Source organism: Novosphingobium panipatense (genome assembly GCF_900182875.1).
GTDB lineage: Bacteria > Pseudomonadota > Alphaproteobacteria > Sphingomonadales > Sphingomonadaceae > Novosphingobium > Novosphingobium panipatense.
In genome coordinates this window covers 81699-100938 of sequence record NZ_FXUI01000007.1, presented here as the reverse complement: position 1 = coordinate 100938, position 19240 = coordinate 81699, and the positions used below count along the sequence as shown (strand labels likewise).

The 19240-nt window shown below is 66.3% G+C and carries 16 protein-coding genes; 8 read left to right on the top strand and 8 right to left on the bottom strand.

Translation table 11 applies throughout. The features are described 5' to 3' along the window. The first annotated feature begins 5 nt into the window (after positions 1–5). On the top strand, positions 6–656 hold the full coding sequence (locus QOL62_RS12500; RefSeq protein WP_283406501.1) for a TadE/TadG family type IV pilus assembly protein: 651 nt from the start codon (positions 6–8) through the stop codon (positions 654–656). 16 nt (positions 657–672) lie between these two features. Here the strand turns inward: QOL62_RS12500 and QOL62_RS12495 are convergent, their stop codons facing one another. From QOL62_RS12495 to QOL62_RS12480, 4 genes are all read right to left on the bottom strand, one after another. Continuing rightward, a complete protein-coding gene (locus tag QOL62_RS12495) occupies positions 673–2727 on the bottom strand; it encodes a glycoside hydrolase family 97 protein (protein ID WP_283406500.1) in 2055 nt (684 codons plus the stop codon). Next, complete coding sequence (locus QOL62_RS12490) at positions 2724–4340, bottom strand: alpha-amylase family glycosyl hydrolase (RefSeq protein WP_283406499.1); 1617 nt, start codon at positions 4338–4340, stop codon at positions 2724–2726. Before QOL62_RS12490 ends, QOL62_RS12495 begins: the two co-directional genes overlap by 4 nt. A gap of 40 nt (positions 4341–4380) precedes the next feature. Further along, positions 4381–6204: an alpha-amylase family glycosyl hydrolase gene (locus QOL62_RS12485; protein ID WP_283406573.1), complete on the bottom strand. Its 1824-nt coding sequence runs from the start codon at positions 6202–6204 to the stop codon at positions 4381–4383. A gap of 205 nt (positions 6205–6409) precedes the next feature. Further along, the gene (locus QOL62_RS12480) at positions 6410–9184 is read right to left on the bottom strand and encodes a TonB-dependent receptor (protein WP_283406498.1); all 2775 of its coding nucleotides are present in this window, start codon (positions 9182–9184) and stop codon (positions 6410–6412) included. Between the two features lie 274 nt (positions 9185–9458). Here QOL62_RS12480 and QOL62_RS12475 point away from each other — a divergent pair, with 274 nt between their 5' ends. The 5 genes from QOL62_RS12475 (at position 9459) to QOL62_RS12455 (ending at position 15126) form a co-directional block, all read left to right on the top strand. Next, positions 9459–10520, top strand: coding sequence for a LacI family DNA-binding transcriptional regulator (locus tag QOL62_RS12475; protein WP_103730555.1), 1062 nt, complete (start codon positions 9459–9461; stop codon positions 10518–10520). A 183-nt stretch (positions 10521–10703) separates the two neighbouring features. After that, entirely contained in the window at positions 10704–12191 is a 1488-nt protein-coding gene (locus QOL62_RS12470) for an MFS transporter (RefSeq protein ID WP_283406572.1), read from the top strand. A gap of 100 nt (positions 12192–12291) precedes the next feature. After that, positions 12292–13449, top strand: a complete 1158-nt coding sequence (locus tag QOL62_RS12465; protein WP_103730556.1) for an isovaleryl-CoA dehydrogenase — start codon at positions 12292–12294, stop codon at positions 13447–13449. A 138-nt stretch (positions 13450–13587) separates the two neighbouring features. Then, positions 13588–14796: a cytochrome P450 gene (locus QOL62_RS12460; protein WP_283406497.1), complete on the top strand. Its 1209-nt coding sequence runs from the start codon at positions 13588–13590 to the stop codon at positions 14794–14796. A gap of 9 nt (positions 14797–14805) precedes the next feature. Continuing rightward, positions 14806–15126, top strand: a complete 321-nt coding sequence (locus QOL62_RS12455; RefSeq protein WP_283406496.1) for a 2Fe-2S iron-sulfur cluster-binding protein — start codon at positions 14806–14808, stop codon at positions 15124–15126. Here the strand turns inward: QOL62_RS12455 and QOL62_RS12450 are convergent. From QOL62_RS12450 to QOL62_RS12435, 4 genes are all read right to left on the bottom strand, one after another. After that, positions 15123–15740: an ATP-binding cassette domain-containing protein gene (locus QOL62_RS12450; RefSeq protein ID WP_283406495.1), complete on the bottom strand. Its 618-nt coding sequence runs from the start codon at positions 15738–15740 to the stop codon at positions 15123–15125. The two genes, QOL62_RS12455 and QOL62_RS12450, sit on opposite strands and share 4 nt — an antisense overlap. After that, positions 15730–16431, bottom strand: coding sequence for a molybdate ABC transporter permease subunit (gene modB, locus QOL62_RS12445; protein ID WP_283406494.1), 702 nt, complete (start codon positions 16429–16431; stop codon positions 15730–15732). The genes QOL62_RS12450 and modB overlap by 11 nt, the downstream gene beginning before the upstream one ends. Positions 16432–16441: 10 nt before the next feature. Next, complete coding sequence (gene modA, locus QOL62_RS12440) at positions 16442–17215, bottom strand: molybdate ABC transporter substrate-binding protein (RefSeq protein ID WP_283406493.1); 774 nt, start codon at positions 17213–17215, stop codon at positions 16442–16444. Positions 17216–17280: 65 nt separating this feature from the next. Beyond that, positions 17281–17661, bottom strand: coding sequence for a winged helix-turn-helix domain-containing protein (locus tag QOL62_RS12435; protein ID WP_283406492.1), 381 nt, complete (start codon positions 17659–17661; stop codon positions 17281–17283). A 324-nt stretch (positions 17662–17985) separates the two neighbouring features. Here QOL62_RS12435 and QOL62_RS12430 point away from each other — a divergent pair, with 324 nt between their 5' ends. Together QOL62_RS12430 and QOL62_RS12425 are read left to right on the top strand one after the other, a co-directional pair. After that, the gene (locus QOL62_RS12430) at positions 17986–18189 is read left to right on the top strand and encodes a hypothetical protein (RefSeq protein WP_283406491.1); all 204 of its coding nucleotides are present in this window, start codon (positions 17986–17988) and stop codon (positions 18187–18189) included. A gap of 103 nt (positions 18190–18292) precedes the next feature. Continuing rightward, positions 18293–19075 carry a tyrosine-protein phosphatase gene (locus QOL62_RS12425; RefSeq protein ID WP_283406490.1) on the top strand — a complete coding sequence of 261 codons (783 nt, stop codon included), beginning with the start codon at positions 18293–18295 and terminating at the stop codon, positions 19073–19075. Positions 19076–19240: the final 165 nt, after the last annotated feature.

Genomic DNA, 19240 nt, shown 5'->3' with positions numbered 1-19240 from the left:
GCCAAGTGATTAGGTTCGCACGGCGCCTGAAGCGCGACCAGCGCGGCGTCTCATTCATGGAGTTCGCGCTGATCCTGCCCATTCTGGTGACGCTGGGCTTCTACGGCACCGAACTGGCATGGATGGCGACGGTCAACATGCAGGTCGGACAGATCGCCTCAACCGTGGCCGACAACGCCTCGCGCCTGGGGCAGACGGACAACAGTGCGGTGTCTCCGACCGTCACGGAGACCATGGTGGACTCGGTCATGACCGGGGCGCTGGTTCAGGGCTCAAGCTTCAAGTTCGAGGACAATGGACGGATCATCCTGTCCAGCCTTGAGCGCGATTCGGCAACCGGGCGACAGTACATCCACTGGCAACGCTGCCGTGGCAAGCTGGCGGTCGTGTCGCGGTACGGCAGGGAGAAGGCCGGGTTGACCGGAACCACGTTGGCCGGGATGGGCAGTCCCCTGATCACCGCCGTGCCCAATTCGGCGGTGATGTTCGCCGAGGTCAGCTATACGTACCAGCCGCTGTTCGGCTCCTGGTTCGTCGGCCGGCCCACCTTCCGGCGCGAAGCCGCGTTCATCGTGCGTGACGATCGCGACCTTCGCGCCAGCACGGCCTCAGGCGTGACGGAAGGGACGAGTCCCGCCCAGTCACGCTGCTCCTGAGGCCCTGCAAGCGGCCTCAGTTCGGCTCGAACCGGATAGCGGTTCCACCGCCAGGCGCCAGCCATACGTCGAGACTGTCACCCTTGCGCACCGTGCGCGTGTCATAGGCGATCCTGTGACGCGCTTCGGTTTCATAGGTGGCGCCTTCGCCGTCTTTCCAGACGCTTGCCTTGTAGGTCTTGCCCGGTTCGAGGAAGTCGAACCGCAGCGTGACGGTACGCGCTGTCGCGTCGTTGACGCCGCCCACGAACCAGCGCTTGGAGGTGCGATCCTTGCGTGCGAAGATGGCGTAGTCGCCCACTTCACCGGCGATGAGGTGGCTTTCGGACCAGTCGGTAGGAACGGACTCGATGAAGTTCATCTCGCGGGGATGCTTGTCCAACTGCTCGATGAAGTCCGCCGCCATCTGGATCGGCGAGTAGAGCGCGAGATACAGGCCCAGCTGCTTGGCGAGCGTCGAGGCGAGCGGCCCTTGCGCACCTTCAAGGCTGAGCACGCCCGGGGTGAAGTCCATCGGGCCGGAAAGCATGCGCGTGTAGACGAGCGTGGGTTCGTGCTCCGGGCCGTTCGCGAACTTGCCCCAGGCGTTGTATTCCATGCCTCGCGCGCCCTCGCGCGATACCCAGTTCGGATAGGTGCGGCGCAGGCCCGTGTCCTTCACCGGCTCATGGGCGTCGATCGCGACGTGGTACTTGGCGGCCGTCTCCACCACGGCGAGGTGGTGCTGGACCATCCGCTGGCCGTCGTGCCACTCCATCCGCAGCGGCCCCACCGGCGCTCCCGGGTGATCCGTGTTGGCGATGATGCCGCCATGGTCGGCGACGTAACCGGTCTTTACCGTGTCCACGCCCAGCTTGCCATAGAGCGCGAAGCCCGCGTCCATGTTGGCTTCGTAGTTGGCGATGTTGCCGCCTGTCTCATGGTGGCCGATCAGGCGGACACCCTTGCGGGCGGCATACTTCGTAACCGCTTCGAGGTCGAAGTCCGGCGTCGCTTCCGTGAAGCTGAATTCGTCGCCATGGCCGAACCAGTCGCCGTTCCAGCCCTTGTTCCAGCCTTCCACCAGCACACCGCGGAACTTGTGCTTCGCGGCATAGTCGATGTACTGCATCGTCCGCTTGGTCGTCGCGCCGTGCTTCGGACCTTCCGCCCAGCTCCAGTCATTGCGGATCATGCCCCACCAGATGCCGATGTAGCGCGCCGGCTTCACCCAGCTGACATCGCCCAATTTGTTCGGCTCGTTGAGATTGAGCTCCAGATCGCTTTCGACGAGGCCTGCCGCATCGTCGGTGATGCGTACGGTCCGCCAGGGGGTGGCGAAGGGCAGGTCGCGCACGACGCGCGCGCCTTGGGAGGAGGGAGTCAGCGTGGTGCGGAATTTCTGGCCGTCGGCACGCTTGAACCAGTACCCGGCATAGTCGACCAGCGCGGCCTCGTGGAACGACATGTGAGTGCCGTCCTCGAGCTTCATGGTGATCGGCGTGTGCGCCGTGGAAACGGCTTCGATCGGCGTCTCCTGATAGACCTGTTCGTAACGGTTCCATTCGCCGCCCGGAATCCACCAGGCCGTACCCTTGGGCACGATGTCGAACTCGGTCGTCTCGTCTGCGATCTTCATCGTCTTGAGCCCGGGCTGCTCGGGCAGTTCGTAGCGGAAGCCGATACCGTCATCGAACAGGCGGAACGTGACGTTCATCAGGCGCGCGCCCTGGTTTTCCGCCTGGCGGAAGCGCACGGTCAGCTGGTTGTGAGTGTCCTTTACGAAGCGGCGTTCGCCCCAGGGCTGCTCCCAAGTCTGGTTGCCCTGCGCCGTCTCGCTGCCTGCGATGGCAAAGCCGCGAGTCATGTTCAGCCCGTCCGTCAGCACGAAGCCGAGCTTGCTGGGCGCGATCAGCAGCTTGCCCTTGCGGCTCACCGACCAGGTCGGGCGGCTGTCGTTATCGGTGGTGACCGTGAGGACGATCGAGCCGTCGGGCGAAGCCGCCGTGACGGAGGGCTTCGCGTCCTGCGCTATGGCGGGAGCGGAAAGGACGATACCGGCCGTTGCGAACAGGGCGAGCGGCGACTTCATGCGGTTTCTCCTTCGATGATCCAGATGCCGCCCCAGGCGGGCAGCGTGCCGGCTTCGGCGTCGTTGACGGCGGCGAGGGCTTCACCCGTGGTCGGCACTCCGGCCGGCCACGGCGTGGCTTGCGGTCCCATGTTGAACACGGTGAGAACGCTCTGGCCGTCCAAGGCGCGGCGCAGGACCAGGTGTGTCTCGTCGGCGACCACGACCTCGCAGGAACCGCGCCGAAGCGAGGCATTGCCGCTGCGCAGTGCAACGAGCCGCCGGGTGAGATGGAGCAGGGAGTCCGGATCGGCCTCCTGACGGTCGACGGCGCGGGCGAGGTTCTGCGCGCTCATCGGCAGCCAGGGCGTTGCGGCGGTGAAGCCGCCGTGTTCGTCCTGCGCCAGCCAAGGCAGGGGCGTGCGCACGCCGTCGCGCGAAAGGGTGAGCGGCCAGTTGGCGATGGCTTCCGGGTCACGCAGCATCTCGAACGGAATCTCGTCCTGCAGCAGGCCGAGCTCCTCGCCCTGGAACAGGATCGGATTGCCCCGTAAGGAGAGCAGGAGCATCGTCTTCATCCGCGCGAAGGCGTCGATGTCCTCCGGCGCGCACCAGCGGGAGAGGGCGCGGGGCGCATCGTGGTTCTCAAAAGCCCAGCTGGGCCAGCCCACGTCCGCCTCGTCCGGCCAGTAATCCTGCGCTGCGGCGATGCGCCGGGGCGTCAGGTTCTCGGCGTACAGAAAATCGAAGCCGTACGCGCTGTCGAGACGGTCCGGCCCTTGCGTGAAGGTCTTCATCTCCTCGCCCGCGCGCGCGCCGCCCACTTCCGCAAGCGAGAAGGTGCCGGGATAGCTGGCAATCAGCGCCTGCAGCCGTTCGATGAAGCCGAACAGGTCAGGATGGGACTGGTTGTAGACCTGCACCTGGAAGTCATAGGGCCGGGTCCGGACGCGGGTGTCATCGGAAGCGGCGGGATTGTCGCGCAGGAGCGGGTCATGCATCGCGTGGTTGAGGGCGTCGATGCGAAAGCCCGAGACCCCCCGATCGAGCCAGAACTTCGCCACGCCCAGCAGCGCGTCCTGCACTTCGGGGTTGTGGCAATTGAGCTGCGGTTGTTCGGCCAGGAAGTTGTGCATGTAGTACTGGCCACGCCGTGCGTCCCAGCGCCATGCCGGGCCGCCGAAGATCGACTGCCAGTTGTTCGGCGGAGTGCCGTCCGCCTTGGGATCGGCCCAGACGTACCAGTCCGCGCGCGGATTGTCGCGCGAGGTGCGGCTTTCGGCAAACCAGGGATGGCGGTCTGAGGTGTGCGCGTAGACCTGGTCGATGATGATCTTGAGGTTCAGCTCTTTCGCACGCGTCACCAGGGCGTCGAAGTCCTCAAGCGTGCCGAACATCGGATCGACCGCGCAGTAGTCCGAGATGTCGTAGCCGAAATCCGCCATGGGGGAGGCGTAGAACGGAGAGATCCATACGGCTTCGACGCCGAGCCGGGCGACATGGTCAAGCCGCGCGGCGATGCCCTTCAGATCGCCGATGCCGTCGCCGTTGGAGTCCGCGAAGCTGCGCGGGTAGATCTGATAAATGGCCGCGCCGCGCCACCAGGGGGCATTGGAAATCGTTTCTTTGGTCATCGCGTTTTTTCCGGGGAGGGAAAGTCAGGGGCGAAGGCGCTCAGGGCTGCGCCGCGCAGACCGTGAAGCCGAGGGGCGGGAGCGTCAGACCCAGCGAGCCGGGAGCCGTCGGGGCGGCCGGGCAGCCGGACCCGGCCAGTGAGCGGAACCGGGCGGAGCCGGGCTCCACGACCACATTGGCGCGCACTTCCTCGGTCGAGGTGTTGAAAGCCACCAGCACTTCCCGCCCGGTCTTCGGATCGAAGCGCGATACGGCGAAGAGGCCGGGCTTTTCGGAAGAGGCGCGGACCTTGGTGCTCCCGGCGTGAAGCGCAGGGGTATCGCGCCGCAGTCGGGCAAGCTGGGCAATGTGCCGGTAGAGCGGGTGCGCCGGATCGAAGTGCTCGGCGGTCGGCGCCCGGGCCGTTCCGAGGAGGGGTTCGTCGGTCAGCAGCGGGTCTTGCGAAGCGAACATGTCCTGGCGCGCCCACTGGTCGCCGCCGTGACCGACGAAGCCTTGCTCGTCACCGTAATAGATGGTCGGCACGCCCCGCAGGGTCAGCAGCATGGCGTGACCCAGCATCGAGCGGCGCAGCAGCTCGTCGTTGCTTGCAAGCGGTTGGCCCAGCTTCAGGAACATCGGCAGCCGGCCCGCGTCATGGTTGCCGAGGAACGTCGGAAGCTGGAGCGCACCCTTGGTGCCGCCCGCATAGAGCGCATCGTCGGTGAACAGGCGCGCGAGGGTTTCCGTACCGCCGTCCTTCGCCCCGCCCACCGCATCGTTCACGGCGCGCATGAACGCGAAGTCGAGAACGGCGGGAAGGTCCGCATCGCGGGTCCAGGAAGCGAGGAGGGCGGGATCGTAATCGCCCGTCGCCACTTCGCCGAAGATGTGGAAGTTGGGGATGCCCTTCGCCTTCGCTCGCTCAAGCATGGCGGGGACGAACTGGCGCCAGAACTCCGGGTTGACGTGGCGGGCCGTGTCGATGCGGAAGCCGTCGATGCCGAAGCGGTCAATCCAGTCGCCGTAGATATCGATCATGCCCGCGATCACGCGCGGGTTCTCCGTCGCGAGGTCGTCGAGACCCACGAAGTCCCCGTACTGCGCGCTTTCGCCCTTCCAATGCGTGTTGCCGCGGTTGTGGTACCAGACCGGATCGTTCAGCCAGGCCGGAACCTTGACGTTCTTCTCGGCCCTGGGGACGATGGGTGTGTACGCGAAGGAGGGATCGGTCAGCTTCGCCCAATTTCCCGTGCTCGGATCGGCGTCGCCGGCGAAGCCGGCGTTGATTGCCGGCCCTTTCAGGCCCCCGCGCCGCGAAAAGGGATAGTCCGCCTTGGAGCGGTAGGGATACCCCTCGGCGATGCCCTCCTTGAACTGGATCACATCGGCCGTGTGGTTGGCGATGATGTCCATGTAGACCTTCATGCCGCGCGCGTGGGCGGCATCGACGAGGGCCTTGAAATCGTCGTTCGTGCCGAAGTGAGGATCGACTTGCGTGAAGTCAGTGATCCAGTAGCCGTGGTATCCGGCGCTCTTCTGGTCGTCAGGGCCCTGCACGGGCTTGTTCTTGAAGATCGGCCCCACCCAGATCGCGGTGGCGCCAAGGTTCTGGATGTAATCCAGGCGGTTCGTCAGGCCCTTGAGGTCGCCGCCATGGTAGAACGCCTTGTCCGCCGGGTCGAAGCCATGATCGAGCTTGCCGCCGCTAAGGCCGCCGCGATCGTTCGACGGGTCGCCGTTCTCGAATCGGTCCGGCAGGACGAAGTAGATCACTTCCTGTTCCGGCGTGCGGGCGCGCATGTCCTCGGCGGGACCGGCAAACGCGCTGCCGTGTGAGAGGGCCAGCGCCAGTGCGGCGAGCGAAGGGATGAGGCGGTTCATCGGGGCATTCTCCAGATGGCCGGTGCCGGGCGCGCCGCGCCAGGCGAACAGGATGATGTCATGCCCTGCCTTGCCAGTACGGAGGCGGAGCGATCCCTTCATCGGGATGGGTAGGCGGAACCGGGAAGGGAGGAACTTCGCCGGTTCCGCCGGTGTGGCGCCGCCCGGGAGGAGGAGATTCCCGTTCGGCGCCAAGGCAGCACGATCAGAACTTGTAGGAGAAACCTGCGAGGTAGCGACGACCGTAGCGCTGGTAGTCGATGATTTCGCGGTTATCGCCCGGGTTGGTGGTGACGAAAGGCTCGTCCGTCAGGTTCTGGCCCTGAATGTAGAGCGAGAGACCTTCAAGTGCGCTGCCCGCCTGGAAGTCATAACCGATCTGGGCGTCGATGATGGTCTCCGCCTTGGCGCGGCGGCGGACGCGGTTGGCCGCGAAGCCGGAGACTTCACCCAGGAAGGTCGAGCGGTAACGGACCGAGCCGCGCGCGTTGAACCCAGCCTTCTCGAAGTAGGCGGTGCCGTTGGCGACCCACTTGGAGTAGCCGGGCAGGTCGGTGGACGGCGAATCCGGCGTCGGCTTGATCTTGGTCTTCGTGTAGGCGACCGATCCGGTGACGCCGAAGCCTTCCAGCGCGGAGACGAAGGTCTCGAACGGCAGGGTGGTGGCGACTTCGACGCCGTAGAGCTTGCCGCCTTTGCCGTTGATCGGCGTCGTCAGCTGCGCCGTGGGCGAAAGCACCACGCCGTTGCCTGGATCCTGCAGCGACAGGGTGTCAGTCGGCACCGTGAACTGCTGGTTGTAGATGTAGCTCTTCAGATCCTTCCAGAAGAACTGCGCCGCGATGTAGCCCTTGCCGCTGAAGTACTGCTCGAACGTCAGGTCGATGGCGTTTGCGCGCCACGGACGCAGGTACGGGTTGCCCGACTCTCCGGTCACCTGAGCGACGCCGCCGGTGATGGTGTAATCGAACTTTTCCGACGCGCGCATGTCGTCGAGACGCGGGCGAATGATCTCGCGGGCCGCCGCGAAGCGCACCACGGTTTCGCTCGGGAAGCGCAGCGACAGGTTCATGCTCGGCAGGACATCGAGGTAGTCGACGCTGTCGTTGCGGACGAGCGCGCCGACGTTAGGCGAGCCGTTGGGGTTCTGGCCCAGCAGAACGGCGCTGGCGCCGCGGGAGTTCTGGTCCGTCCACTGCGCCTGCACGCCGAAGTTGCCGGTCAGGTGCGCCGAACCCACGTCCGCATCGAGGTTGCCCTGCAGGTAGGCGGTCATCAGGCGTTCGCGGATCGCGTAGCTCTTGACCACCACGTCGCCGTAGGGGTTGGCGACACGGTTGTAGATGCCGTCGCGCACGAGCGCGGCCGGATCGTAGCTGATGACCTGGCCAAGGCCGAGGTACTGAAGGCTGGTGAGACCGGTGCGGTACTGGTCCGGAACGGGGACGCTGGTCAGGCCGTCGGTGTTAGCGGCAAGGCCCAGGAAGTACTCTTCGGGCACCAGCGTCTTGGACCGGTTGGTGTAGTTCCAGCCGGCCTGGATCGAGTGCAGGAAGCCGCTTTCGAACTCATGCTCCACTTCGACGCGGTACTGCCAGAGCTCGTCCTTGATCCGGCGGTCGTTGTAGTAGCCGTCCTGGCCATTGATGATGCGGGTGCCGTCGACGGCCGTCTGGTCACCGCCCCAGCCCTGCGGGCTGGTCAGCAGGATGCTGCCGTAATCGCCGTAGTTGATCGTCGGCGAGAAGATGGCGCCTTTCGGGCTCATCGTGAAGCCGACGGTGTCGTAGGCGCCGACGAGGTAGCGGCCCGTCCCGGCGGTCGTCTCGATGCTGAGTTCGCTGCGGTCGGTCTTCGAGTAGCTGACATCCACGAAGGCCTTCCAGCCATCGTCGCCTTCCCACTTCGTGTTCCAGCCAAACGAGTAGAGCTTGGCGTGGCGGTTGAAGAGGTCGTTGCGAGCGAGGCCCTTGACGCCTGTGAAGGTGCCGCCCGTGACGAGCCCGTCCACCACGGTCGGGTTGGTCAGCACGGCGGTGTCGGTGTCCATGGACAACGGCAGCTCGACGCCGCGCTTGATCTGGTCGTCCTTGAAGTTCGAGTAGAACCCGTCGAGCGTGGTCGTCAGGTTGGGCGTCGGCTGCCATTGCAGGGTGCCGTTGAGGCCCAGGCGCTTCAGCTTGGTCGAAGTGACGTAGGACTTGGAGCCGCCGATCACGCGGCTGCCGTCGGCCGTCTCGCCATAACCCCAGGCGTTGAATTCCTGGATCTGGTAGGGCTCGTCGGTGTAGCTCGCACCCAGCGCGACGCCGATCGTGTCGTTGGCGAACTGGTCGACGTACATGCCGTTGATGCGGTAGCCCATGTCATCGGAACCGGCGTTCAGCTTGCCGAGATCGGCGTAGGAACCCCGTGCGCCGACCGAGATGATGCGCTTGCCGGCTTCCAGCGGGCGAATGGTGCGCATGTCGACGGTGCCCGACAGGCCCTGGCCGACGAGGCTTGCCATGGGCGTCTTGTAGACGTTGACGGCGCTGACGACTTCCGACGGGTACTGGTCGTATTCGACGGCGCGGTTGTCACCGGTCGACGTCTGTTCACGGCCGTTCAGCAGCGTGGTCGAGAAGTCGGGCGCGAAGCCGCGGATCGCGATCGAGTTCGAGCGGCCGTTCACGCGCTGCGAGGTCAGGCCGGGCAGGCGGGCGATCGATTCCGCGATGGAAGCGTCGGGCAGCTTGCCGATGTCTTCGGCGGAAATGCTCTCGACGATCTGCTCGGCGGTGCGCTTCTCATTGATGGCGTTGAGCAGCGAGGCGCGAAAGCCGGTGACGACGATGGTGTCCGCGGCGGCTGCACCCTCGTCAGCGGGGCTTGCGTTCTGCGCGGATGCGGCGGCGGGAAGCGCTGCCGCGAAAAGGGCTGCGGCAACAGCCGTGCGCGATGAAACCGCGACGGCCGAAATCTCATTGCGTAGCGACATGACGTCCTCTCCTGAACCAGGCCGGCCCATTTCGCATGGTGTCCGGCGTTTCCTCCTGAAGAAGGGAGCCCGCGCATTGCTGCCGTAGCCCCCTTGTTCGCTGCTGCTTAGGAGGCTCCGGCGTTGCGCATAATATGGCATACGTATACGTGAGTGCTCTTGCGGCACGGGGCGTTGCATCCGGGCAACTGCCGCATCTTAGGGAAAGGGCACGACTGCAACCGGTTCACGCGGCTCTGTGGCAATAAGGTGCCGCACGGGATGAGGATGAGGAATGGGACGTAAACCGACGAACCGGCCAACCAGCTTCGATATCGCTTATCGCGCCGGAGTTTCGCAGCCGACCGTGAGCCGGGCGTTGCGGGGGAGCAAATCCGTCAGCGCGGCGACACGCGCGCGGATCGAGGCGATCGCGCGGGAGCTGAACTACTCGGTAGACAAGAACGCATCCTCGCTGCGCTCGCAGCGGTCGAACACCATCGCCCTGCTTTTCTTCGAGGAGCAGTCGCCCGACGATTCGAAGATCAACCCCTTTTTCCTGGCCATGCTGGGGGCCATCACCCGCGAATGCGCCAACCGCGGCCTCGATCTTCTGATCTCCTTCCAGAAGCTGGAGGACGACTGGCACGTGCGTTACCAGGACAGCCACCGGGCGGACGGGCTGATCCTGCTGGGCTATGGCGATTACAAGCTTTACGAAAGCCGGCTGCGGCAGCTTGTGCGGCAGGGCACGCATTTCGTGCGCTGGGGAAGCGTGGACCAGGGCAGCCCTCGGGACGAGACGGGCGTGACGATCGGGTCGGACAACCTGGGCGCCGGGCGTCTTGCGGGGGAGCATCTTCTGGGGCTCGGGCGGAGGCGCATCGTCTTTCTCGGGCAGGCGGACGAACACTATCCCGAATTTGCCAAGCGCTACCGCGGCCTGTGCGAGGCGATGATCGCCAACGGTATCGCAGTCGACCCCCGGCTCCAGCGCGACGTCGTCAACCTTGAGGAGATGGGCCGCGAAGCGATGCGCGCCCTCATCGAGGAAGGCGTGCCCTTCGACGCCGTGTTCGCCGCCAGCGACCTGATCGGCATCGGCGCCATGCGCGCCCTTGCCGAGGCAGGGCTGTCGATCCCGGGCGACGTGGCGGTCATGGGCTTCGACGATCTCCCCGCCGCGAGCATGACGAACCCGCCGCTCACCACGATGATGCAGGATATCAAGCGGGCAGGGGCCGTGCTGGTAGAGACGCTGGCCTCCCAGATCGAAAGCGGAGAGGCGGTGTCCCGGACGCTGCCCGCCCATCTTGTCGTCCGTCGCAGCACCGCAGGGTCGGGCGCCCCGACCTGAGCGGAAGGCACCGAGGGCGGCCGTGCGGTGCCATGGCATTCGTATGCATGTTGTGACCGACAAGGCGGCGTGCAAGTCCGACGGACTGACCGGCAGGCGGCAGCGCGCCCGGTCCAAAGGCACGCCGTCAGGAGATCTGGGCCGGCGGGGGATCTGGGAAGGAATGCGATGAAGGACGCCATGATGGACAAGCCCCGGCAGGGCTGGGCAGGGCTGTGGAACATCAGCTTCGGCTTCTTCGGCATCCAGATCGGCTTCGCGTTGCAGAACGCCAACATGAGCCGGGTCTTCCAGTCGCTGGGCTCCAGCATCGACGATCTTCCGGCGCTCTGGGTCGCCGCGCCGCTGACCGGGTTGCTGGTGCAGCCGATCGTCGGGCATATGTCCGACCGGACCTGGCTGGGCCGGCTGGGGCGGCGGCGGCCTTACTTCCTTGCGGGCGCTATTCTGGCGACGATCGCGCTCATCGGGATGCCGGCAAGCGGGGGGCTGCTCATGGCCGCGCTGCTGCTGTGGATGCTGGATGCCAGCCTCAACGTCTCGATGGAGCCGTTTCGCGCCTTCGTCGGCGATATGCTGCGTCGCGACCAGCACACGGCGGGCTACGCGGTGCAGACCGCCTTCATCGGTGCGGGCGCCGTCGTCGGTTCGCTCTTCCCCTATGCGCTGGAGCACTTCGGCATTTCGAATGCCGCCGCGCTCGGCGAGATTCCCGATACGGTGCGCTACAGTTTCTGGGCCGGCGGCCTGGCGCTGCTTCTGGCGGTCGTGTGGACGGTGGTTTCCACGAGGGAGTACTCCCCGCAGGAAATGGCCGCGTTCGGGCAGGCGGAGGATGACGGAGCGGCGGACACCGCCGGAGCTCTGGCCCGGCGCAACATCCTGAGCGGGCTGCCGTGGATCGTGGCGGGCGGTCTTGTTGCGCTGGCCGTCTGGGCATGGGCGCTGGAGAAGGAGGTCTACCTCCTGGCCGCGCTCCTCGGCGGATACGGCATCGCGACCGGGCTGGCGATCCGCATGGCGCGGGCGGGGCGCAGCACGTCGATGCTGGCCGGGATCGTCGGCGATTTCTCCGGTATGCCGCCGCTGATGAAGCGGCTCGCGTTCGTGCAGTTCTTCAGCTGGTCCGCGCTGTTCATCATGTGGATCAACACCACGCCCGTCGTCGCGCAGTACCACTTCGGCTCGGCCGACCCGGCAAGTGCCGCCTATCAGGAGGCGGGCAACTGGGTGGGCGTGCTGTTTTCCGTCTACAACGGTGTCGCGGCCATTGCCGCGCTGGCCGTGCTGCCCATGCTTTCGGCGCGGATCGGAAAAGCGAGGACGCACGCGCTCTGCCTCGTCGCGGGGGCTGCGGGGTTCGCCGGGTTCATGATCCTGCGCGATCCCACGGCGCTCATCCTGTGCGAGCTTGGCATCGGCGTGGCCTGGGCCTCCATCCTGGCGATGCCCTACGCGATTCTGGCGAGCAGCCTGCCGCAGTCGAAGCTGGGCATCTACATGGGCCTCTTCAACGTCTTCGTGGTGCTGCCGCAACTTCTGGTGGCGACGGTCATGGGCTCGATCATGAAGGCGTTCTTCCCCGGCGAGCCGATCTGGACGATGGCTTTTGCGGCAGGCACTCTTCTCGTCGCCGCGCTTGCCTCCTTCCGGATCGCCACGCCGGACTGAGCGATAGATGTGAGCGACGACGCGAAATAATAAACCTTCGCGAAGCATCGATGTTGCCCTAGAGGAGGGCCGAACAGGCACAGGCAAGAGGAGAGGACCCATGCGCGCCACCCCGGATTTTGATTTCGCTCTCGGTGAGAGCGCGCAGATGATTCGCGAAACCGTTGCCCGCTTCGCCGACGAACGCATCGCTCCCCTTGCCGCTCGGGCCGATGCGGAGGACTGGTTCCCCCGTGAACTCTGGCCCGAAATGGGCGAACTGGGCCTGCACGGCATCACCGTCGAGGAAGACTGGGGCGGTATCGGCCTCGGCTACCTCGAGCATGTCATCGCCGTCGAGGAAGTCAGCCGCGCCTCTGCTTCGGTCGGATTGTCCTATGGTGCCCACTCCAACCTGTGCGTCAACCAGATCCGCCGGTGGGGCAACGAGGAACAGAAGGCGCGTTACCTGCCCAAGCTTATCTCGGGCGAACATGTGGGCAGCCTTGCCATGTCGGAGGTCGGAGCCGGATCCGACGTTGTCGGCATGAAGCTGCGCGCCGATGCGGTTGGGGGCGGCTTCCGGCTCAACGGCACCAAGTTCTGGATCACCAACGGCACTTGCGCCGACACGCTCGTGGTCTACGCCAAGACCGGAGAAGGATCGAAGGGGATTACCGCCTTCCTCGTTGAGAAGGATACGCCGGGTTTCTCCATCGGGCAGAAGATCGACAAGATGGGCATGCGCGGTTCGCCCACCTGCGAGCTGGTGTTTGACGACTGTTTCCTGCCGGAAGAGAACGTCATGGGTCCGCTGCATGGCGGCGTGGGCGTGCTTATGAGCGGCCTCGACTACGAGCGCGTCGTGCTGGCGGGCTTGCAGCTCGGCATCATGCAGGCTTGCCTCGACACCGTCATCCCCTATCTGCGGGAGAGGAAGCAGTTCGGCAAGCCGATCGGGGCTTTCCAGTTGATGCAGGCGAAAGTGGCGGACATGTACGTCGCGCTGCAGTCGGCGCGCGCCTACGTCTATGCGGTCGCTCGTGCCTGCGACGCGGGGCAGACCACCCGCTTTGACGCAGCGGGCGCGATCCTGCTGGCGAGCGAGAACGCCTTTCGCGTCTCGGGGGAAGCTGTCCAGGCGCTGGGCGGCGCGGGTTACACGAAGGACTGGCCGGTGGAGCGCTACTTGCGTGACGCCAAGCTGCTCGACATCGGCGCCGGAACGAACGAGATCCGCCGTATGCTCATCGGCCGGGAACTGATCGGCGCCGCCTGAGGCAGCCGCGCGCCTGACGCTGCAAGCGACACTCCAAAGCATGGTCGAGCCGTAGACGCCGACCATGCTTTTTCTTTGCCTGCGCCGTTCAATGAGATACCATGGATCATATTCGGACGGCACGGGAGAGCCATGACGATGACGACCACTGCACAGGCTGCCGCGCCTGCATGCCCCGCGCACAGCGGACGAGACGACCGGAAGAGCGCCCGAATCGCCGAGGCCAATCTGAAACCGGCGGACGGCGCCCGCATCATCCGTTCCTTTGCCGCCTCGCGCGAGATATTGCGTTCTACCAGGGTGCGTCAGGCGGGGGCGAGTGCCGAGGTGGTGGATCTCAGCAAGCCGGACGAAATCTCGTTCTTCTTCCTCGACGGGGATGTTCACCGCAAGCGCCGCGCTGCGGTGGCGGGGCTCTTCGCTCCCCGGACCATCGCGACGCGCCACCGGGCGGTGATGGATCGCACGATGGATACGATCGTCGCCAAGCTTCAGGAGAGGGGTTCCGCACCCCTGGATGAACTGAGCTGGCAGATGGCGGTGGATGTCGCGGCGGAAATCGTCGGGCTGACCAACAGCGACAGCAACGCCAATCTCGCAAGGCGGGTCAAGGCCGTGCTCGAATCCTCGATCACTCGCAAGCCCGGATTCTTCAACGGGTTGCTGTTCAACGCAAGAATGCTGGTCCACGTCGGGCGCTTCTGGAAGCATGACCTGGCGCCCGCCGTCGCCGCCCGCCGGCATCAGCCGCGCGACGACGTGATCACTCACATGGTACAGGCGGACTATTCCCGGAAGGGGATGATCATGGAATGCCTCAGCTACGGCGGGGCAGGCATGATGACCACGCGCGAGTTCATCGTGATGGCGGCGTGGCACCTGTTTGAAAAGCAGCCCCTGCGCGAGCGTTTCCTTTCCGGCAGCGAGGAAGACCAGATCGCGATTCTGGAGGAGATCCTGCGGCTGGAACCTGTGGCCTCGATGCTCCACCGCCGTGCGGCGGAGCCGCTGGCGGGCCCGGCCGGCATGGCGCTGGCGGAAGGGGAGACCGCCTGCGTCTCCATTCGCGAGGCCAATGTGGACGAGGCGATCACCGGGCCCTGTCCCTTCGAGATCGACCCCGATCGCGCGAAGCGGATGAAGGTGGCAGGGCCATACCTCAGCTTTGGGGACGGCCCCCACCGCTGCCCCGGCGCGCAAGTCGCCCTGCATGAGACGCGGTTGTTTCTCGACCGCCTGCTTCGGCTGCCGGGCATCCGCCTCACGGCTGAGCCGCAGGTGCTGTGGAACGCGCAGATCCAGGGCTACGAACTGCGCGGGGCGGTCGTCGCCTGTGATCCGTCCTGAGGCTGACGCATGGTGGCAGTGACGTTCATCGCGGTGGATGGCCGCGAAACGCGTATTGAGGCGACAGCGGGGCTGTCGCTTATGGAGAACGCCGTAGCGGGTGGCATCGCGGCGATCGAGGCGGTCTGCGGCGGCAATGCCTATTGCGGCACGTGCCGGGTTTATGTCGTGCCCGAATGGCGCAGTGTGACGGGCAATATCACTGAGATCGAGGAACCGATGATCGAGGCGAGCGGCGATGACGATCCCGGCGTGCGGCTCTCCTGCCAGATCGTCGTCACGCCCGAATTGGATGGGCTGGTGGTGCGAACGCCCGCATCGCAGGGCTAGGCGGCGGGCACCGGCACGATGGTGTGCGCCAGCCGCTCGACCTCCGAGCAATCGTGGCTGACGTAGAGGATCGGCAGGCGCAGCTCGTCCCGAATGCGTTCGATGAGCCGCAGGATTTCCTCGCGCCGTGCGCCGTCGACCGAGGCGAGGGGCTCGTCCATCAGCAGGAACGCGGGGTCGGAGAGCAGCGCGCGCCCGATCGCCACGCGCTGCGCCTCGCCGCCCGATAACGTGGCGGGCATGCGATCGAGCAGGCCGGTGATGCCGAGGAGGTCGAGCGTGTGGTCCCAGTCCAGCCCCGCTCCCGGCCTCAGTCCGTATGCCAGGTTTCGGCGGACGCTGCGGTGCGGGAACAGCCGCAGGTCCTGGAACACGTAGCCGCAGCGGCGGTGCTCGGGAGGAAGGTCGATCCGCGCGGCGGCATCGAACAGCGGGGTTCCGGCGACGGCGATGCGGCCGCGCCTCGGGCGCAGGAGGCCGGCTACCGCATCCAGCAGGGTCGTCTTGCCCGCTCCCGAAGGTCCGAACAGGGCGGTAAGACCGGGGCCGGCGGTGAAGGCGTAATCAAGCCGCCGGTCGCCTCGCGCAAGAGTTATGGCGATGTCAAAGGACATGGCGGCCCTTTTCCTGCCCGCTGCGCCGCGCGAGCCCCTCCGACAGCACCAGCGCCATAAGCGAGAGGCCGACGGAGAGCATCGCCAGCCGCGCGACCTGCACGTCGGACCCCGGGATCTGCAGGGCGCTGTAGATCGCAAGGGGAAGGGTCTGCGTCTCGCCCGGGATGTTGGAGGCGAAGGTGATCGTCGCGCCGAACTCGCCCACTGAGCGCGCGAACCCCAGCACCAGCGCGGCCAGTATGCCGTTGACGCAGAGTGGCAGCGTGACGGTCGCGAAAGCGCGCCAGGGGCCGGCGCCGAGCGTGCGGGCGGCACTCTCCAGCCGGCGATCGACGCCCTCCAGCGAAAGCCGCATCGCGCGCACCATCAGGGGCAGCGCCATGATCCCGGCTGCAAGCGCCGCACCTGTCCACCGGAACAGGAAGGCAAGGCCCAGGGTCCGCTCCAGAAAGGCACCCGCCGCGGCATCCGGACCGAGCGCGATGAGCAGCAGCCAGCCCGTCACCACCGGTGGCAGCACCAGCGGCAGATGGACAAGCGCGTCGATCAGCACCTTGCCGGGAAAGCGCCAGCGGGCGAGCACCCAGGCGAGCGCGAAGGCGAGCGGCAGAGCGGCGGCCATGGCAACGGCGCTCACCTTCAGGGAAAGGAGAAGCACCTCCCATTCTGCGGACGAAAGCGGGGCCATCGGCGGCGGCTTAGTGCGTGCCGAAGCCGAACCGGCGGAACAGGGACTTGCCCTGTGCCGAGACAAGGTAGCGGCGGAACGCCTCGCCCTCCGGGTTGCGGGACCTGGAAAGGGTGGCGACGGGGTAGCTGATCGGCGAGTGGCTGCTTGCCGGGAAAGTGCCGACCACGCGCACGCGGCTGTCGGCGCGCGCGTCCGTGGCGTAGACGATCCCCAGCGGCGCCGCGCCGCGATCGACCAGCGCCAGCGCCCCGCGCACGCTTTCGGCCGGGGCCAGTCGATCCACGACCGAGGCCCAGACCCCCAGCCGCGTCAGCGCCTCCTTCGCATAGAGACCGGCAGGAACGCCGCCGGGATCGGCAATCGCCAGCCGCCCCTTGCCGAGCGCGCGGGCCAGAGCCATTCCGGGACCTACACGCAGCCGCACGGCGCTTGCCCTTGGCGCGATGAGGACGAGCGTGTTGCGCAGGAACGAGACCCGAGTGCCGCGCCGCAGGAGGTTGCGCGCCTGCAGGTGGTTCATCCATTGCTCGTCGGCCGAGACGAACAGGTCGGCCCGGGCGCCTCCCGCGACCTGCCGTGCGAGGGCCGAGGAGGCGGCGAAGGAGATGCGCGGGCGAGGGTGGCCCTTGCGCGCCCAGGCGTCGGCGGCCGCGTTCATCGATTCCTGCAGGCTGGCCGCCGCCAGCACCAGCGCCGGCTCCTTGCGCGATGGCGCGGCTGTCGCGGCCGTGGCGGCGAGGAAGGTCAGCGCCGCCATCATGCTGGCCACGAACTTACGCATCAGGATCTCCGGTAGGGTACTGTATCCTACAGTATACTGCACGGCGCGGCAGGCAAGGGGCGCATTCACCCCTTCTGCGAGGTACGCGGGCAGGGAAGGAGGCAGGCCGCGAGTGCATCGTAGTGCGGACCACGGGCTGACCGCGCCACCCCTGCCTGCAAGGCGCGGTAGTGTGCGAGGACGCTCTCCCCTTGCGCCGTCAAGTGCGCGCCGCTCATCGCGGACCGTCCGGGGGCGGTCTGGACCAGGGGGGTGTCCCAGCAGCGGTTCATCGTGTCCACGAGCAGCCAGGCACGCCGGTAGCTCATGCCCATGGCGCGGCCGGCAGCCGAGATGGACCCGTGTTCGCGGATGGCATCGAGCAGGTCGGCCTTGCCCGGCCCCATCGCGATTTCCTCGCCGGAATGGATCTGAATCTTGATCTTCAGGCGGCGCGCGTCAGTCATCGTGCGAATCTAGAGCGCGGCCATTGCCCCGCCAACCCCAGGACCGATACCGGACGTCAGGCTGGCTATAAGGGTTAAGGGTTTTCCCCAGCGGCGTTCCGCCACCCCGCGCAAAGCGGCGGTTCGCCGGTCTCCGGACGGCGGAACCGCATCAGTCAGAAGCCCCGGTGGTCGGACCCCACTCTGGAACAATGCCGCCGTTTTCGATATACGAAGGGATGGGAAAGAAAGATCGCCTGACGCCGCAAAGGCACAGTGATCGGGAGAAGGGCGGCTGATGCACGGGAAGCCTGTGGTATCGCCCGGTAGGTAAGAGGATGACCTATGAAGGTGGCGAACGACAATATCGTTAGACTACAAGGGCTTGGCAGAGGTTCTTCGGACTGGGCCGCGCATCGTCCGGCCGGCGGCGTCTATGCCGCACAGCGCCGCGACCATGAGCAGGAACACGACGGCCGCGGGCTGGCCATGGCGGTTCTTCTTTGCGTGGTGTGCTGGGGCGCGCTGGGGTATTTCCTGCTCGGATGACCCGGCCCGTGTTCGCGCTGGCGATGTGACGAAGCGCAGGGGAAGGGCGCGCGCAGCCGCAGCCTGCTCCTGGCAGTCTTCCGCACAGGGCAAGGGATCCATGATGAGCGAACGCGTCCTCTCCCTCGAAGGAGTCCACAACTTCCGCGACGCGGGTGGCTATGCCCTCAGCGGCGGAGAGCGCATGAAGCGCCGCATGGTCTGGCGCTCGGGCCAGCATCACGCCGCCACCGATGCCGATCTTGACCGTATAGCCGCCCTCGACCTTGCCAGCGTCTTCGACCTGCGGTCCTCGCGTGAGCGTGCCAGCCATCCCTGCCGTCGGCCGCCGGAGTTTAGCGCACACGTTGTCCTCTGCGCAGATCCCGAGACACGCCACGCGGCGCATGTCGCGGCCTCAAAGGGGCTTCGCGGTCGGACGGCTCAGTCCACGCGCGATAGCCTTGCCCGCAATTACGCACGCATAGTCTTTCGCCCGGAACTGCAGGTCATGATCCGGAACTGGTTCGCGATGCTGGGGGAGGGGCAGGGGCCCAGCCTGGTCAACTGCATGGCGGGCAAGGACCGCACGGGCATCGCGGTGGCGCTGCTTCACGCCGCGATCGGTGTTCACCCGGACGACATCCTTGCCGATTACCTCCTGACGAACACGGCTGGCGACGTGGAGGCTCGCATCGCATCGGGCGCGGCGACGGTTCGTGCGATCACCGGACCGCTGGACGAGGCGGTTCTGCGCGTCCTGATGGGCGTTGAAGCGGCGTACCTTGAAAGCGCCTGGGCGGCCATTGATGAACGGTACGGAAGCCGCGATACCTATCTTGAGCGGGAGCTGGGTCTCGATGCAGCCGGACGGGAACGGCTGCGTGCCGCTCTGTCCGAAGATTGACAGCTTTAACCTATTAGGTTATAGACCTCGCCATCTGCGGCAGACGGGGCCTCGTCCGCCAAGGTGTCTCGGGTCGGCGTCGTGGGCGGTGCGCGGGTGTAAAGCCGTGGACCACGCCACGAGCGTCCTTCCGGAGCGGTTCACTGGACGGGCGGCACAGCGGCC

Coding starts and splice junctions, on each gene's coding strand:
- QOL62_RS12495 (WP_283406500.1), bottom strand. CDS start 2,727: ATGAAGTCGCCGCTCGCCCTGTTCGCAACGGCCGGTATCGTCCTTTCC.
- QOL62_RS12490 (WP_283406499.1), bottom strand. CDS start 4,340: ATGACCAAAGAAACGATTTCCAATGCCCCCTGGTGGCGCGGCGCGGCC.
- QOL62_RS12485 (WP_283406573.1), bottom strand. CDS start 6,204: ATGAACCGCCTCATCCCTTCGCTCGCCGCACTGGCGCTGGCCCTCTCA.
- QOL62_RS12480 (WP_283406498.1), bottom strand. CDS start 9,184: ATGTCGCTACGCAATGAGATTTCGGCCGTCGCGGTTTCATCGCGCACG.
- QOL62_RS12475 (WP_103730555.1), top strand. CDS start 9,459: ATGGGACGTAAACCGACGAACCGGCCAACCAGCTTCGATATCGCTTAT.
- QOL62_RS12470 (WP_283406572.1), top strand. CDS start 10,704: ATGGACAAGCCCCGGCAGGGCTGGGCAGGGCTGTGGAACATCAGCTTC.
- QOL62_RS12465 (WP_103730556.1), top strand. CDS start 12,292: ATGCGCGCCACCCCGGATTTTGATTTCGCTCTCGGTGAGAGCGCGCAG.
- QOL62_RS12460 (WP_283406497.1), top strand. CDS start 13,588: ATGACGACCACTGCACAGGCTGCCGCGCCTGCATGCCCCGCGCACAGC.
- QOL62_RS12455 (WP_283406496.1), top strand. CDS start 14,806: ATGGTGGCAGTGACGTTCATCGCGGTGGATGGCCGCGAAACGCGTATT.
- QOL62_RS12450 (WP_283406495.1), bottom strand. CDS start 15,740: ATGTCCTTTGACATCGCCATAACTCTTGCGCGAGGCGACCGGCGGCTT.
- modB (WP_283406494.1), bottom strand. CDS start 16,431: ATGGCCCCGCTTTCGTCCGCAGAATGGGAGGTGCTTCTCCTTTCCCTG.
- modA (WP_283406493.1), bottom strand. CDS start 17,215: ATGCGTAAGTTCGTGGCCAGCATGATGGCGGCGCTGACCTTCCTCGCC.
- QOL62_RS12435 (WP_283406492.1), bottom strand. CDS start 17,661: ATGACTGACGCGCGCCGCCTGAAGATCAAGATTCAGATCCATTCCGGC.
- QOL62_RS12430 (WP_283406491.1), top strand. CDS start 17,986: ATGAAGGTGGCGAACGACAATATCGTTAGACTACAAGGGCTTGGCAGA.
- QOL62_RS12425 (WP_283406490.1), top strand. CDS start 18,293: ATGAGCGAACGCGTCCTCTCCCTCGAAGGAGTCCACAACTTCCGCGAC.